This window comes from Streptomyces sp. Edi2 (genome assembly GCF_040253635.1).
Taxonomy (GTDB): domain Bacteria; phylum Actinomycetota; class Actinomycetes; order Streptomycetales; family Streptomycetaceae; genus Streptomyces.
On the sequence record NZ_JBEJGX010000003.1, the window covers coordinates 1,018,050 to 1,032,775 of the forward strand.

At 68.9% G+C, this 14,726-nt stretch carries 16 protein-coding genes and 1 pseudogene; 6 read left to right on the forward strand and 11 right to left on the reverse strand.

All coding sequences use genetic code 11. The features are described from left to right. The first annotated feature begins 452 nt into the window (after nucleotides 1–452). Nucleotides 453–842, forward strand: a complete 390-nt coding sequence (locus ABR737_RS07915; protein WP_350249469.1) for a hypothetical protein — start codon at nucleotides 453–455, stop codon at nucleotides 840–842. 305 nt (nucleotides 843–1,147) lie between these two features. Here ABR737_RS07915 and ABR737_RS07920 read toward each other — a convergent pair whose 3' ends face one another. The 3 genes from ABR737_RS07920 to ABR737_RS07930 all read right to left on the reverse strand — a co-directional run bounded on the left by ABR737_RS07920 (nucleotide 1,148) and on the right by ABR737_RS07930 (nucleotide 2,548). After that, nucleotides 1,148–1,474, reverse strand: a complete 327-nt coding sequence (locus tag ABR737_RS07920; RefSeq protein WP_350249470.1) for a helix-turn-helix domain-containing protein — start codon at nucleotides 1,472–1,474, stop codon at nucleotides 1,148–1,150. Next, nucleotides 1,474–1,716 carry a tyrosine-type recombinase/integrase gene (locus ABR737_RS07925; protein ID WP_350256713.1) on the reverse strand — a complete coding sequence of 81 codons (243 nt, stop codon included), beginning with the start codon at nucleotides 1,714–1,716 and terminating at the stop codon, nucleotides 1,474–1,476. Before ABR737_RS07925 ends, ABR737_RS07920 begins: the two co-directional genes overlap by 1 nt. Nucleotides 1,717–1,957: 241 nt before the next feature. Next, nucleotides 1,958–2,548, reverse strand: a complete 591-nt coding sequence (locus ABR737_RS07930; protein ID WP_350249471.1) for a TetR/AcrR family transcriptional regulator C-terminal domain-containing protein — start codon at nucleotides 2,546–2,548, stop codon at nucleotides 1,958–1,960. A 78-nt stretch (nucleotides 2,549–2,626) separates the two neighbouring features. Between ABR737_RS07930 and ABR737_RS07935 the strand changes: the two genes are divergently transcribed. Then, nucleotides 2,627–3,877, forward strand: a complete 1,251-nt coding sequence (locus tag ABR737_RS07935; RefSeq protein ID WP_350249472.1) for an FAD-dependent monooxygenase — start codon at nucleotides 2,627–2,629, stop codon at nucleotides 3,875–3,877. 122 nt (nucleotides 3,878–3,999) lie between these two features. Here ABR737_RS07935 and ABR737_RS07940 read toward each other — a convergent pair. After that, nucleotides 4,000–4,317, reverse strand: a pseudogene (locus ABR737_RS07940) (Tn3 family transposase); the annotation flags it as partial. Between the two features lie 351 nt (nucleotides 4,318–4,668). On the opposite strand from ABR737_RS07940, the gene ABR737_RS07945 reads away from it, so the two are divergent. Continuing rightward, nucleotides 4,669–5,211: a nitroreductase family deazaflavin-dependent oxidoreductase gene (locus tag ABR737_RS07945; protein WP_350249473.1), complete on the forward strand. Its 543-nt coding sequence runs from the start codon at nucleotides 4,669–4,671 to the stop codon at nucleotides 5,209–5,211. Between the two features lie 671 nt (nucleotides 5,212–5,882). Continuing rightward, nucleotides 5,883–6,473 (forward strand): GNAT family N-acetyltransferase, encoded by a 591-nt coding sequence (locus ABR737_RS07950; protein WP_350249474.1) that lies wholly within the window; start codon nucleotides 5,883–5,885, stop codon nucleotides 6,471–6,473. 371 nt (nucleotides 6,474–6,844) lie between these two features. Here ABR737_RS07950 and ABR737_RS07955 read toward each other — a convergent pair whose 3' ends face one another. Then, nucleotides 6,845–8,017, reverse strand: coding sequence for an NAD(P)/FAD-dependent oxidoreductase (locus ABR737_RS07955; RefSeq protein ID WP_350249475.1), 1,173 nt, complete (start codon nucleotides 8,015–8,017; stop codon nucleotides 6,845–6,847). Nucleotides 8,018–8,379: 362 nt separating this feature from the next. Between ABR737_RS07955 and ABR737_RS07960 the strand changes: the two genes are divergently transcribed. Next, a complete protein-coding gene (locus ABR737_RS07960; RefSeq protein ID WP_350249476.1) occupies nucleotides 8,380–8,769 on the forward strand; it encodes a MazG-like family protein in 390 nt (129 codons plus the stop codon). A 252-nt stretch (nucleotides 8,770–9,021) separates the two neighbouring features. Here ABR737_RS07960 and ABR737_RS07965 read toward each other — a convergent pair whose 3' ends face one another. Together ABR737_RS07965 and ABR737_RS07970 are read right to left on the reverse strand one after the other, a co-directional pair. Beyond that, nucleotides 9,022–9,372 carry a hypothetical protein gene (locus ABR737_RS07965; RefSeq protein WP_350249477.1) on the reverse strand — a complete coding sequence of 117 codons (351 nt, stop codon included), beginning with the start codon at nucleotides 9,370–9,372 and terminating at the stop codon, nucleotides 9,022–9,024. A gap of 133 nt (nucleotides 9,373–9,505) precedes the next feature. Further along, nucleotides 9,506–11,473 carry a PE-PGRS family protein gene (locus ABR737_RS07970; RefSeq protein ID WP_350249478.1) on the reverse strand — a complete coding sequence of 656 codons (1,968 nt, stop codon included), beginning with the start codon at nucleotides 11,471–11,473 and terminating at the stop codon, nucleotides 9,506–9,508. 124 nt (nucleotides 11,474–11,597) lie between these two features. On the opposite strand from ABR737_RS07970, the gene ABR737_RS07975 reads away from it, so the two are divergent. Beyond that, the gene (locus tag ABR737_RS07975; RefSeq protein ID WP_350249479.1) at nucleotides 11,598–11,999 is read left to right on the forward strand and encodes a peptidase inhibitor family I36 protein; all 402 of its coding nucleotides are present in this window, start codon (nucleotides 11,598–11,600) and stop codon (nucleotides 11,997–11,999) included. 277 nt (nucleotides 12,000–12,276) lie between these two features. Here the strand turns inward: ABR737_RS07975 and ABR737_RS07980 are convergent, their stop codons facing one another. From ABR737_RS07980 to ABR737_RS07995, 4 genes are read right to left on the reverse strand one after another with little or no spacing between them, the layout of a single operon-like run. Further along, complete coding sequence (locus tag ABR737_RS07980) at nucleotides 12,277–13,113, reverse strand: FAD-dependent monooxygenase (RefSeq protein ID WP_350249480.1); 837 nt, start codon at nucleotides 13,111–13,113, stop codon at nucleotides 12,277–12,279. Next, nucleotides 13,056–13,193 (reverse strand): FAD-dependent monooxygenase, encoded by a 138-nt coding sequence (locus tag ABR737_RS07985; RefSeq protein ID WP_350249481.1) that lies wholly within the window; start codon nucleotides 13,191–13,193, stop codon nucleotides 13,056–13,058. Before ABR737_RS07985 ends, ABR737_RS07980 begins: the two co-directional genes overlap by 58 nt. 7 nt (nucleotides 13,194–13,200) lie before the next feature. Then, a complete protein-coding gene (locus tag ABR737_RS07990; protein ID WP_350249482.1) occupies nucleotides 13,201–13,914 on the reverse strand; it encodes a VC0807 family protein in 714 nt (237 codons plus the stop codon). Then, on the reverse strand, nucleotides 13,911–14,555 hold the full coding sequence (locus tag ABR737_RS07995; RefSeq protein WP_350249483.1) for a TetR/AcrR family transcriptional regulator: 645 nt from the start codon (nucleotides 14,553–14,555) through the stop codon (nucleotides 13,911–13,913). The genes ABR737_RS07990 and ABR737_RS07995 overlap by 4 nt, the downstream gene beginning before the upstream one ends. Between the last annotated feature and the right edge of the window lie 171 nt (nucleotides 14,556–14,726).

The window sequence follows — 14,726 nt, forward strand, 5'->3', positions numbered from 1 at the left end:
GTCCGTCCCGCAGGGTGCCCGGGTGCATCGGCTGGTTCGCCCGGCGGCCGGGAAAGAGCCAGCGGCACTTCGCGTTCACTGCGGCTGTTCTGCCGGGCAGGGCAGTGATGTAGTCCAGCAGAAGCGTCGCGACGGGTTCCGGGACCGGCGAGGGAGGGTCGCCGAGCCGCAGCAGGACCTGGGCGTCGTCGCGGATGACGTCGTCGGTGGTCAGGCAGACGATTCGGCTTACCGGTTGAGCGAAGAGGAGGACCAGGCAGGCGGCGACTCGGACGCGGGGGGCTGCTGTCGTCGGTGAGCACTCGACGCAGAGTGGCGAGTCGTTGGTGCCGGCCGAGGGGGTTCGGATTCGTTGTCGGCCTGTTCGGGATGGAGAGGCGGGGCATGCGGCGGGTGTCCATGCACCAGCGCAGGAACGACTGTGCTGGTCGCCGGGTGTCGTACTTCTCCGCATGCCAGGCGTCGAGGTCCGTCTGGGTTACCGCATTCAGGGGGACGCCGCGTTTGCCGAGCCACTGGAGGAACGCTGCGGCCTGGGTGATCTGCTGTCGGCATTCCTGCGTCGTGTTGGCGCCCAGGGGCCCTTCAAGGGCCTTGGTCCGGAGCTTGCGGAGCTGGTGCCAGCGCGCGAAGTGGTGGAGGAGTCGAGCATGTTCGGGACCCTCGGTGGAGGCGAGCCGTTCGGCGAGCCACCGCTCGAAGAGCAGGAGCCGGCGATCGACGCGAGGGAGAACGCCGCTGTCCATCAGCAGGTCACGGAGGTAGGCGACCGTCCGCCAGCTCGGGAGGTCTTGAAGGGCTTCGTGGGTGAGCGGAACATGTTCGGAGGCGAGGTCGCGTAGCAGCGCCGGGACCTGTGGGTTGCGCAGCCAGATCAGGCGGCTCTTGGGCCGCTCCGTCTTCGCCAGCAGGTCGTGCAGGGGGACCAGGCGGGGGTGGATGTGGCCGGTGCCGTCGTCCAGGAGCACGGTGAGCTGGTCGGAGAGCGTGCAGCGCTCGCAGAGGCGTCCGCCCGGCAGCATGCCTTCGAATTCGCACCGGTTGCAGAAGAAATTGCGGGTGATGCCGGCGCAGTCGCGACAAACGGCCGACCCGTCTGGGGCCTTGCCGGGAAGGTCATATTGCTCACGGGTGCGGTAGGCCGGGCTCATGACTCCGGGGTGAGGCGGACGCGCTTGGGCCGTCGGGCGGACAGATCGGTCGGCGCTTCTTCGCCGACTGCCCGGCGGACCGGGAGGTTCTGTGCCGAGGTGGCGATCAAGTCGGTCGGCGTGCAGTCCAGGATGTCGCAGAGGGTGGCCGGCACCGGCAGAGACAACCGTTCCGGGGTGCCGGAGACCAGGCGGTGGACCTGGGAAGAGGAGAGGGTGATGCCGCGTTCGGTCAGGTGCGGCATCAGCTCGGCGACGGTGAACATGCCGCGGGCGGCCATGAGTTCCCGCAGTCGCCACCGGTAGCTGATCTGGCGCGGCATCACGAGGTCCTTCCCGGCCGCAGGGCGGCCTCAACCGTGGCGTCCAGGGCCCGACGTAGCGTGCGGGTGCGGAAGTCGGAGGATACGCAGGTGTAGATCGCGGTCGTGGAGGCGTAGTCGTGTCCGACCTGCTGTTGGACGAACAGCAGGTCGAAGCCGTCTTCGATCAGGTGAGTGATGTAGGACCTGCGCAGTGAGTGGAATTCCAACGCGGGATCGAGACCGAGAGCATCGCGGTAGATCGGTACAGCGGTTACCGGTGAGAACGATCATGGTCCGGTTGACGTGAGCGTGCTGACGCGGTTCTTGTACTCACGGCGCGCCTTGCGCTGGGCTGGGCGGCGTCCGCCTTGCTGTCCTTGGCCTCGGCGGCGCGCAGTCCGTCGTCAAACCCTGTCAGCAATTACATCGGACCTCATGGGATTCGAGCCGCCGCGGACCCCCTGATTTCACGGGTTCCTTGGACGCGTCGGATGCCTGTCGTCAATCGATCGCTTGACGACAGGCATCCGACGCCCCCGGTGCGGTGCGCTGCTCCAGGCCGTCCAGGATGAGGGCGAGCCCCGCCTCGAAGGCGGACTCGTGATCGATCGCCGGCACGTCGGCCGGTAGCGCTGCGGTGCCGGGGCCGGGGTCCGCTTGCTCCTCCAGGGCGCTGCCGACCGTGAAGCGGCTGGCGGTCAGCATCGCCATCTGCGCGTCACGCTCGGGCACGCCGGAGGTGATGAGGAAGTCCATCTTGCGGCGGATCCGGTCAAGGTCGCCGGCGGGGACGGTGCCGGCGTGGAGCCGTGCACCGTCCCGGCGCATCAGCAGGGCGCGCCTGAAGCTGCGCGTGTTCTCCAGGAACCAGTCGCGCCAGTCGTCGCCGCGCGTCGGCAACGGTTGCGCCGCGTGGGGCGCCATCGCCGCTTCCGCCATGGCGGCCAGGAGGTCTTTCTTGGTGCGGAAGTACCAGTAGAGCGACGGCTGCTCGACGCCCAGGCGCTTCGCCAGCTGCCTCGTGCTGACGGCGTCCAGTCCGACTTCGTCGAGCAGGCCGAGCGCCTCGGTGATGACGGCCTCGCGGTTCATCTTGGTCACCTTGCCAATCTATCGCTGATAGGTGACCCTGCAAAGGAATCATTCACTGATAGATTTTGGGGTGTGGCCATGATCATGCGATCAGGAACACGGTCCTTGCGGGTCCTCGTCGCCGGCGGCGGGGTCGCGGGGCAGGCCTTAGCGTTCTGGCTCACGCGGGGCGGCCACCGGGTGACCGTCGCCGAACGCTTCCCGGCGCTGCGGGCCACCGGCGCTCAGGTCGACCTGCGGGGGCAGGGCATCGAGGCCGTCAGCCGGATGGGCCTCCTCGACGCCGTTCGCGGCGCGCTCGTGGACGAAGCGGGTGTCGCCTTCGTCGACGCCCGCGGCAAGGCCAAGGCGACGATCATGGCCAATACCTCCGGAAAGGGCCGGCAGACCCTCACCTCCGAGTACGAGATCATGCGCGGCGACCTGGTACGCATCCTCCACGACGCGACGAAGAACGACACCGAGTACGTCTTCGGCAAGAGCGTGGACGGCTTCGAGCAGGACGAGCACAAGGTCATCGCGCACTTCTCTGACGGCTCGTCCGGAGAATTCGATCTTCTGATCGGCGCGGACGGGCAGGGATCACGCATCCGGCGGGTGCTCCTGCCCCAGAGCTTCGACCCGTACTGGCGCGTCGGTATTCACATCGCCTATTGGTTCGTCCCGCGTATCGCCTCCGACAGCAACATCCGGGACACCTACATGGCCCCGAAAGGCCGCCAGATCATGCGCCGCAGCCACAACCCGACTGAGACCCAGGTGTACTTCGCGATGCGGGAGGAATCCGAGGAAGCCTCCGCGATCCACCGCGCGCCCGTCGAGCGCCAGCAGGAGTTCTGGGCCGGCCGTTTCCGCGATGCCGGCTGGCAGACCGAGCGCTTCGTCGACGGCATGAGGACCAGCCCGTTCTTCTACTCCCAGGAGATCGCCCAGGTACGCACCGATACCTGGTCCCAGGGCCGCGTGGTCCTGGCCGGCGACGCCGCGCACTGCGCCTCCCCCTACAGCGGCATGGGCATTTCCGGCGGTCTGGTCGGCGCCCACGTCCTGGCCGGTGAGATCAACCGCCGCCCTGGCGACCTGCCGACGGCCCTGGCGAACTACGACAGGACGCTGCGACCGTTCGTCAACGAGATCCAGGGCGAGGTCAACCCGCGCCTGCTGCGCTTGGGCATGCCGATGACTCAGCAGGCGATCGACGTCTTCCAGGCCACCACCGCATTTGCCTGCTTCCTCCGCGTCCCGGAACTCGCCGCGCGCTTTTTCAGGGAAGACCGCGGCGGCGACTGGCAGCTCCCTGCTGACCCGGCGCCGATCAGCGCCGGGTGAAGACCCGCAGGGGCAGCAGGGACCCGGCGGCCGCCACGATCAGGACGCAGCGCCGGCCGGTCAGGCGAAACGGGCTGCTCACCGAGCGCGTGCAGGCGGCCCAGGACCAGCGCCCTGGACGGCTATCCCTGGTCCTGCCCAGCCCCGTCGCCCTCGTCCAGCTCCAGCGCGTCCGGGTCGCGCAGCGGGCGGAGAGCTCCGGCGGCCGGGACGCCGGCGGTGAAGCTGTAGCGGCCGAGCAGGTTCAGGTTGCGGTGCTTGAGCGGGGAGAACCGGGCGATGTCCTCCTCACACATCTCCTGGCCCTCGGCCTGGAGATGGGCGACGGCGGCGTCGATGCAGCGGGGCGTCCAGAGCACGAAGGCGTTGAGAACCAGGCCGAGCGCGCCGAGTTGGTCCTCCATCCCGTCGCGGTACGCGTGGTGGATGGTGCCGCGCTTGACCAATTCCGTTCCGCCCCCGCACGAAACGCCTCCGACGCGGGGTTCGGCGCCGCGTGCGATGCCGAGCCTCAATAAACGATCACTAAACGTATGGACGCGAAGGTGGCGGCCAGGTGACCCCCCGCCCGGGGAAGGCGGGGCGCGCGGTTGCGGCGCCCGGCTCGCCGGCGGGACGGGGCGGGGCAGGGCGGGCAGGGCGGGGCGACCGGCGCACTCCGTCGGTCCTCCGGGACAGCCCTCGCCTGACCTTGAGACTATGCAAAGGTGGGCCGGACGAAGGCTCGTTCGACGGTGCTGCTCCCCGGGTACCGCCGGCGGGCGAGGCTGCCCGGTTCCCGGAAGGCGACGATGACGCAACCCTTCTCGACGCAAGGACGACCTCAACTGCCCACCGGCTGGCGGCGTTTCCTGGCGCGCCTGCCCATCCGCCTCTACCGCGCGGGCCTCGGCCCGCTCTTCGGTAAACGGCTTCTCCTGTTGCATCACACCGGTCGTGTCACGGGGCTCCGTCGCAGCGTGGTGCTGGAAGTCATCGCGTACGAGCGGCACGGCACCCCCAGCTGGACGGTCGCGTCCGGCTTCGGCCCGGCCGCCGCCTGGTACCAGAACCTGCGCCGGGAACCACGGACCACTATCCGGTTCGGCAATCGGCGCTACACCGTCACCGCCCGGTTCCTTCCCCCGGAGGACGGCGCCGCCCTCATGGCTCGTTACGCTCCTCGGCACCCGCGGCTCGCCCGTCGCCTGTGCACCTTCATGGGCTTCGCCGTGGACGGCAGCGACGCCGCGTTCCGCATGGCCGGGCGGTCCATTCCGTTCGTACGTCTGGAGGCGGCTTCCGGGCAGCGGGGCGGTGAGCAGCAGGGGGGCAGTGAGCAGCGCGGGCGGTGATCCGTCGCTTCACGGTCAGAAGAGGTGACGGGCATCCCCGCTGTCGGCCTCCCCGCCGTCTGCCGCGGCCCGTCGGCGTGGGGCGCGGTGGTTCGGCTCAAGGTGCGGGGGTGGCTGTGGGGCCGGCGGGGTGTGTAGAGAGCGACGGCGGCCGGAGTGGCGGCGATGATGGCTGCCACCTGGCCGGGCGGTGCGGCGCCGGTGGGTGCCGAGGGCGGTCGGCCGGGGTGCACGGTCATGAGGAGGCGCGGAGGCGGGGGCACGGGGCGGCGGCACGGGCGAGCAGGGTGCGGATTTCCCGCTTCGCCTGGCCGCTGTGGCTCACCGGTGCCGAGAAGGGCAGTCGGACGTCGTGTCCGTCGCGGGCGCGCTCGAGGCGTAGCACCAGATGCGACGAGGCTAGCCCGGCCGTGATCGAGTCCGGGAAACAGCCCACCCGCACTGACTCAGGGAGTCCTGCACCGCATCCAGGAGGAACGAAGCCGAGTTGCTCCTGCCGGCGCTGGAGTAGCAAGCAACGTTCACTCACCGTGGTGGCACCGCGGGAGTTGAGCCGGCACCCGAGAATTGACCGTCGCTCTTGGCTGAGGACTCTCAGCCAGGCCCGGATCCGTGACGATCAGCCGAAAATGCGTTGTCGGCTTTGGCTGGGCTGCGAAAGCATCCGGTGCATGGAAGAGCCTGCCGAAAGCCTCAGTTCTGACCAGGTTGAACTGCGTCGGTGGCGCATGAGCGATCTCGACACCTTGGAACGGGCGATCTACGAGTCTCTGGACCACCTGGTGCCGTGGATGCCGTGGGCAGCCCACCCCGGCAGACAGCAAACCGCTGACTTTCTCGCCCGCAGGCAGGCAGAGTGGGAGACCGGGCAAGCCTTCGGCTATGCCCTCACATCAGAGGCCACGTTGATCGGCAGCTGCGATCTCATGCGCCGCATCGGTGAGGGTGGCCTCGATATCGGCTACTGGCTTCACCCTCATTGGACCGGACGAGGTATGGCCACGATGGCCACTGCCGCTCTTGTCCACCAGGGCCTCCAGCTCACGGGCATCGACCGCATCGAGATCCACCACGATGCTGCCAACCCGGCCAGCGGAGCCGTCGCCCGCCGCTTGGGATTCACTGAGGTCGAACGCATACAAGAACCTGAAGGACCCAAGGCTCCTGGCGAATCGGGGATTCGTGTCATCTGGCGGATGACGGCAGACCAGTGGAAGACAAGGAAGCTCAGCATGCCCAACAAGCATGCAGAGCAAGGGTGATTCGGGTGTTTCCGGTCGCACGCCATCCGTGAGGGCGGCGCCGGCCATGACGGGCGACCAGCATGCTGTGCCTGCCGTGCAGAACGGTTTCCGCCCGTGTGTCCTGCCGCGCAGCTGCGGCGGTGAACGGACCGCACTCGAATCACGAGCGGCACAGCCTGTACGGCCGGCTCACCCAGCTCCAAAGCGAGAATCAGGAGCAGCTTGCACCTCCACCAGCCGCCCCGGAGACTCGCCGAGTCCGACGACGACCTCGTCGCCGCCCGGGCGAGCCTACGGCGCATGACCCGAGTCGAGAACTCGTAGAGCCATGGCTGTCGGTGATCAGACCTGGCCACCCATGCGGTACTGGCACCCGCTTGCCCGAGCCGTCACGGGGAGAACCGCTCCGGGCGGAAGTCCGCAAGCATCTCGTCCCTCTTCCCGCTGAGGATCTCCGAAGCAAGCAGTCGGCCGATGACCGGCCCGAGTGTGATGCCGCTGTGGGAAACGGCCTCGTAATAGCCGGGCACGGACGGCACCGCTCCCACCGAGGGGAATCCATCGGCCGGGATGGGCCGGTCGACTACTCGTGTCTGTGCGATGCGGGAGTTGCCGAGCGCGGGAACGACGTGCCGTGCCGATTCGTGGAGCAGCCGTGCGAGGTCCGCCGGCTCTTCGCCTGTGTCGATGAGTGCGTCGACCTCGCGGCTGTGCAGGACCACCGAAGCGTCCCCGTCAGGGCGGATCTCGATGTGAGGCGCGTGCATGGCCCGGTGAACCGGGACCTGAGCACAGTCGATCCGGGCGACGGCGCCGGGTTCCCGGCGCATCGGCAAATGCCGTTTGATGAGCCCGGCGACGTGGGAGGCGCTGGGGCCGGCTGCATTCACGACGATGTCGACGTCGAGACGGCTCCCATCGGAGAGAGCAACTGTCCGGATACTTCCGTCGGCACCGGTGGCGATGTCTGAGGCCGCGGTGCCGGACCGGTGCTCGGCGCCGGATGCAACGGCCTGGCGGACCAGGCGGCCGACGAGGTGACGCCCGTGCACCCAGGCTTCGTCGGGGTAGAACAGGACCGGAACCTCGTCGGGCACCGTGAGAGCAGGTTCGAGGTGACGGCGCACCTCGGCTCCCGTTCGTACCTCGACCCGGTAGTCCCAGCCGGCCAGCAGTCCGGCCGTTTCGAGGAGTGTCGCCTCCGCTGCGGGTTCGTCTGCCCAGCGCAGGTGGCCGCTGGGATACCACCACGAGTCCGGCCCGATGGTCGCGGCAAGCTCACGGTGTGCTGCCATGCCCGCGACGTTCAGGTCGAAGTAGGATTTGCGCGCGGTCTTGTTGCTGGCGTTGACCCACGAGAAGGACCAGTTGGTGACGCCTTCGCCCGGTCGGCCTGCGTCGACGAAGACCACCTTGGCGCCCTGCCGGGACAGGTTCCAGCCCACGCTGGCCCCGAGGATGCCCACACCGATGACAGCAACACGTTCAGGCCGCGTCGCGGACCCGATCCTCACGAACGTCCCCTCCCAGATCACCAGCGAGCGAACCCCGGTTCCTGGCATGCAAGCACCGGTCACGGCTTGCTGCGGTTGTCCTTGCTTCCCACCTGGCTTCCGGCCTGGCTTCCCGCCTGGCCTGGCACCACTACCGCTGGAGCCTCATGTCCCAGTCTCCAGGTGTCCACGGTCAAGGTGAAGCTTCACATCACATCTTCACCCCGGAGCCTGAACATGGTGACCTTTCCAGGGCGAAGACCTGCACCCGACCGGGATCGTGCAACTCGTACCCCTGGCCAAGGACCGGTAAGCATCGTCGGCCGCCCGCCCCGGCATGCGCCCACAGACCGGGGGCGCTACTCCCGGCGGTGACGCTCATGCTCCCTGACCGGCTGAACTCCGACCGTACGAGATGAATCGAGACACAGATGACCGAGATCTGGGAGACAATCGCCCGCCTTGCCGGCCGCCTGGAGGAGCACTCCACGCTCCCTCGCGAACAGCGCATCCTGCTGCAGCTGCTGAAGATCCAGGAGGAGGCCGGCGAGGTCGCCGAGGCCGTGATCGGGGCCATGGGGCAGAACCCTCGGAAGGGTCACTCGCACACCTGGGAGGACGTCGAGGCCGAGATCTGCGATGTCATCGTCAGCGGCATGGTCGCGTTGAGCCGGATGAACCCCGAGGCCGCGACCGTCTTCGCGCGTCATATGGAGGGCATCGTCGCGCGGGACCTCAACACCGCCCAGAAGGTCGAGAAGGCCGAGATGGCGGAGAAGGCGGAGAAGGCGGAGAAAGCCGAGGGTGTCGAGGGCCGGTGAACGGGGCCGCCATCCTGTGAACCGGCTCGCGCTAGCGGACAAGAGCCGTCCTGGTCCGGGGGCGGATGTAGCAGACCACCGTGCCCCGAAGTTCCGTACTGTGAACAGGGGTTGGCCTAGTGACAACCCCGCCAGAGCCCCATCAGATCCCCCTTCGGAGCCCAGTCAGAACCCCGCCAGAACCCCACCAGCCCCAAGAGATATCCAGCGTCGCGCGACCCCGATGCTGCACCGGGCTGCTTCAGACGCCCCCTAGTCTCCCTGTGACCACGCAGCTGACGCGAGTGACAAGTAGACGCCGAAGTCGCTGAGTCCGGTCGTAGTGCTGACGTCCCGGTGAAGCCTGTCCACGCGTTCCTGGCGGTTGGCGGCCCTGCTCTCGAACCACTTGGACCTCACCTCGATCACCACGTCCAAACCGCTCCGGTCCAACGGGCCCAGCTCCCGGAAGCGAATCTCCACATCGCCCGGCTGCAAATCCCCGTCGTACGGTTCCTCGGGACACTCCACGGCCTCGGACACCAGGTGCGGCAGCACCGACCCCAGTTCTCGGAGCTTCGATTCGGCGACTCCCGGCGCATAGGTCACTTCCACAAGCGGCATCGGACCACCCTAGTTTCGATCACGTTCGGTGGTCGCGGAACACCAGCACAAAACCACAAGACCACAAGACCACGAGCACACGGGAGCACGGGAGCACGGGAGCACGGGAGCACCAGCGAGGTTGGGGCCGACATCACTGGGTCATCCGCTCCATCACAGCGACGGGCAGCATCGGGTGCTGGGCTGCGGCTTGCGCGGTGTCCCTGTCACGCAGCAGCTGGACCAGTACTCGGGCGGGCAACTGGGGGTGCATGGCGGCCGCGTGACGTACTCGCTCGTGCGGATCGTCGAGCATCCGCACGGCCGAGGCTACCGTCAGCCGGGGGTCGGTTGCTGCCCGCAGCCGTACCTCCGCTGCGGCGTCCCGGCTGAACCGCTCCACCAGCTCGGTCGTCGATTCGGGGTCATCGAGGGCTAGTTGACGCATGCGCGGGTTCGGGTCGTCGGCGTGGCGCAGGAGGTCACGGCGGGGGAAGTTCGGGTGGCTGTGGGGGCGGTCGGGGAAGCTGAAGCTGCCGGTCCACCATTGCCAGACCTCGAGCAGCATATCGGCGGGTGCGTCGTCGCAGGATTCGGCGAGGAAGAGCTGTACGACACGGTCTTCGTCCCGGGCGAGGCGTTCGACGACGTCGGGCGGAAGGCGCCGGGCGCGGGCGACGCTTCTGCGCACGAGGGGATGGGAGGAGGCGGCCAGGCGGCGCATGGCGTCGGGATCGTCGTGCAGCGCCATGACCCAACGGAGCGGGGAGCAGTGGCCGTGCGGGGCGATGGTGATGCGGATGCCTGCCCGCTGTTCCTCGGTGAGGTCGGACCTGGTGGCCACTACGGAGCGGACGTCCTCGTCGGGATCCTGGGCAAGGCGCTCGACCAGGGCCGGGTCCAAGTAGGGGTTGCCGGCAAGCGAGCAGCGCTGGGCCGGCTCACCACGGCGTGCCAGGTCTTCGGCGACGCCGCGTTCCAGGCGGCAGGTCTCCAGGGCGCGTTCTTTGAGATTCCCGGAGTCGAAGACCGAGAGGGGCATCGGGTGGTCCCGGTGGTGCTGGAGCAGGGCCTCGGCGCGGACCTTGGCATCGGGGTCGTCCAGGAGCCTGCGCCGGGCCGGGCCGTCCAAGTGAGGCCAGGCCCTCGGGCAGGCCGCGGCACGCACGGCCGGGTCAGGATCGGCGGCCAGGGCGGTCACCATCCGTGGGGGAAGTTTGGGGAGACGAGCGGTCGCTTCGCGCACCTGAGTGGAGGGGTCGGCGGCGAGCTGTTCGTAGGCGGTTTCGGTGAGCTCGGCACGCCGGTCCGCCGCGAGCATCGTGAGGATCGATCGATGGCGGGAGTCGTGCTCGCCAAGGATCAGTCGAGTCCATTGCTCGACTGTGAGGTTCGGCTGGGCCTCGGCCAGCAGTCCCCGCACTTTCCACTCGGGGTGGTTTATTGCCGCCTCCACGACGGCCGTGGGCAACGGGCTCCGCAGAACGGAATGTGACAGGCCCAGCAGGCCGGCGCGTAGGTCATCGGGCGTGGACGGGTTGCGCGCAAGCCCATGCGCCCACAACTCTCGCAACCTGGCCGTAGGGCCCGGCCCTTGAAGCAGAGAGGCCCAGGCTGCGGCCCGCTCCTCGGGGGACTCCTGGGCCTTTGCCTGCGCGGCGGCTTCCTGCCGCTCCCTGATCCGGTCCACTGCGATGAGCCAGACCTCGTACTCCTCGGAAGTCGCCCCGAGCAGGGTGTTCCCGTCCGTCGAGAGCGTGACGAACTCCGGCCGGCCGGGCCGCTCCCCCAGCACGCCCGCGAGGTCCCATGGAGCGGCGAGCCGGACCCGCGTCCAGGCCCTGGGGGCGCAGCCCGTCCCGTTGCCTGCGACGTCGATGAGGAATACGCCGTCCTTGCCGATGATCCCGGCCTTGACCGCGAGTCGGTGCCATTGGTCATTCAACTCGGCGACCGGGTCCGGCCGGTCAAGGCGCACGGCCACGGTCGGCTCGGCCTCGAAGGACACCACCGGGCGCCACGCGGCCCGGGGCGGCAGCACCTCTTCGGTCGGCAGACCCTCCACGATTTCCAGCCCGGCACGCTGCAGCAGCTCCGCGAGCTCGTCTCTCCCACCCGTCATGGAACCCATCCTGCCTGAGCTGATCCCTGTCGCTCAGGGGCCGGCCCTTCGCCGCCTGACCCATCGCCACCTGCCCATTTTTCGCCCTTCGGGGTGATAGCGGGGGCATTGTTTCTCCGCAACGATGCTGGTGAAGATCGCCACCGAATGGGAGTCCACTGCCGTGCTCGCGAACACGATCCGCAGGGGCGCCGCCCTCGCGGCCACCCTCGTCCTCCTCACCGCACCTGCCGGCGTTGCCACGCCGAAGCACCATGCCGAAGCCTGCGCCATCGAGCACTTCTGCCTGTACGCGCGCGGGCAGCAGGAGGGCGCCAGGGCCTCCTACACGAAGGGCACCCGCGACACGGCGCTGCAGAATCTCCCCAAGGGAGGATGGTCCGCGTGGAACCGCACCAGCGAGTACTGGTGCCTTTGGACCAAGCCCGGTTACCAGGGCAGCAAGCACCGGCTGAACCCCGGCCAGAAGTTTGGCTTCCAACCCCCGATCAGGTCGCTCCTGCCGTCGAGCGACTTCCGCTGCTGAGTTGCCGAGTTGCTGCGGCGCTGAGTTGCTGAGTTGCTGAGTTGCTGAGTTGCTGAGTTGCTGACGGCACGCTGCGGCCTCGGCCTCAGCAGCGCAAGAGCGGTCTCAGCAGTGGCGCGGGGGCCTCAGCGGCGGGAGCGGTCTCCCGAGCCGTACTGCGGCAGCTTCTCGGAGTGCGCACGGCGTAGAGCCCGAAGTTGAGGCCGTCGTCGACGCGCACCACCACGACGGTGTCGGACTCTTCGTCGGGCCGGACGATCAACGTCGGGTCGGACGATCACCGCCACGCCAGGTGGGCCCCCACCCCCTCTACGCTGCGTTCAACGTTCCGAGACGGCTGCTCAGGGCCGCCGAAGACCAGCCGGTGCACGCCACCGCCGAGCGGGACCGGGAAAGCGACACCCGCGGGGTTCGGGCTGAGGTCGGGGAGTCGCCAGGGTTCGCCGGGACCGCCGGATTCGGCTCCGCGCCACGGAGTCCTTCCGCCGACGAGTTCGGCGTCACCGACCAGTTCGCTGTCAGCGACCGGTGCGGCATCGCCGACGCGTTCAACATCGCCGACGGGTTCGACACCAGCGAGGCGTTCGACATCAGCGACGGGTTCGACATCAGCGACAGGTTTGACGCCGGCAGCGAGTTCGACGTCCGCGACGGCCATGCCGATCCGGCCGTCCTGTCCCGGGAACGGCATGTCCAGGACGCGCCGCACCGTGCTGCGTCCGCCGTCCGCGCCCACCAGGTACCGGGCCCGGACGGTGCGCTCGGCGCCATCGGGTCCGAGGAGGGTGGCGGTGACACCGTCCGCGTCCTGCCGGAACGACGTCAGCTCCCGGCCTCGCAGCACCGGGACGCCGTACTCGGCAAGGTGGTCCTCCAGGAACTCCTCGACCCGGGCCTGCGGGATGCCGACCTGGTGCGGGAACGGGGTGTCCAGCGCGCCGTAGTCGAGCGGCAGTCCGGCGAAGTGGCCGGCGGGAAGGAGGGCCAGCGGCCGGTCCAGTACGGGCTCCAGCCAGCCCCGGCAGTCCAGGACCTCGGCGGTGCGCGGCTGCAGATTCAGCGCTTTGGACTGGCCGCTGCGGTGGGGCAGCCGCTCCGCGATCGCCGTCCGCACTCCGGCCAGTCCAGCTCGTTGGCGAGCAACAGGCCGGTCGGGCCGGCCCCCACGATGAGTACTTCGATATCGGTGTCCACGGCTCCCCTACAACTTCAGGCCGTGCCGGGTGAGGTACCAGTTGTGGAACGCGAACAGCCCGCCGAGCATCACCAGCCAGAGCACGGTGCTGGTGAGCGGGAAGGCGTCCAGCGGGATCGTGTACACCAGCACGACCCGCAGCAGCGCGTCGAGCAGGAAGACCGCTCCCCACACCGCCGTGACCAGTCGCAGGTGGTGACGGAACGCCGGCTCCTCGTCCCACCGCGCCTCCCAGGCCGCCAGTCCGGCCTCGCCGACCTTGGCGATGACGATGCCGCGCGAGGCCGTCATGATGAACGGGCGCCGGGTGAGCAGCGTGCCGAGCACCCAGAGCCCGATCGCGGCGGTCAGCCAGCTGTCCCGGATCATCAGCACCCGCGGACTGCCGGTGATCAGCGACAGCAGCGTTCCGGCCACCACCAGGCTCAGTGTGAACACCGCCATCGCTTCGACGCGGCGCTGCCGCACGATGCCGTAGCCGATCCACGGCAGGAGCAGGACACCTCCGACGACCATCGAGAGCCACTGGCCTGCTCCGGCCGCCCGCAGCCCGTAGTAGGAGCCGAGCGGGATGACCAGCTCGAAGAGCAGTTGTGCGGCGAGCCGGCGGCGCAGCGCCGCCGTGCGGCGTCGGGCGGTCGCCGCGGCGGCGCCGTCCGTGTCGGTCTGCGGTGCCTGGTGCGTTGCCATGATGTGTGCCCCCGTGTCCGCTGTGGTCATGACGTGTTCCTGGTGGCGCGGTCGAACAGGTCCGCCAGCTCCCGGCCGGCGGCCCGCACGTCGAGATCGGGATCGTGGGTGGCGCGGCGCACCACGTCGTCGATGGCGGCGCGGATCGCCCGCATCATCACCCAGGGGTCGAAGTCGCAGAACTCGCCCGCGCGCTGCGCCTTGCGGATCTGCTCCACCTGGACGGCGAGGTTCGCCTCCGTCGAGTCGAGGAAAGCGACCATGCCGGGGTCGCCGCCGCGGAGGTTGGCAAGGATCTCGACGATCGCCGCGAGGTGGTTCGGGTACTCGGCGCACAGGTCGAGGTTGCCTTCGATAGAGGCGCGCAGGCGGGCCGCATAGCTCTCGTGGGCCTCGATGCGGGGGCGGATGTACCCCTCCGCGAGCCGCATCACCTCGGCGACGACCTCGCGCATCAGGTCGTCCCGCCCGTCGAAGTGGTAGGAGATCATCCCCGTGCTGCTCAGCCCGGCGCGCTCCGCGATCTTCGCGAACGAGGCCCGGTGGTACCCGACATCGGCGATGACATCGATCGCCGCGGCGACGATCTGCGCGCGGCGGCCCGTCTCGGTGAAGGAAGCCTTGGTCTTGCGTGCCGCCTTTTGCTTGGCTGTGCTGTTCCTTGCTTGCATGAGCAAGGAGGTAGCGGGGTTTGCTCACCCAAGCAAGATGGTGGTGGCACGCTTGTCCGCGGCGCAGGGCGGCCGGGGGGGGCGGTGCGGGAACGGCGCAGGAGCCCACGGCGCAGGCATGCGCGGTGCGGGCTTTCTCGGTGCGGGCATGCGCGGTGCGACGGTCCGCGG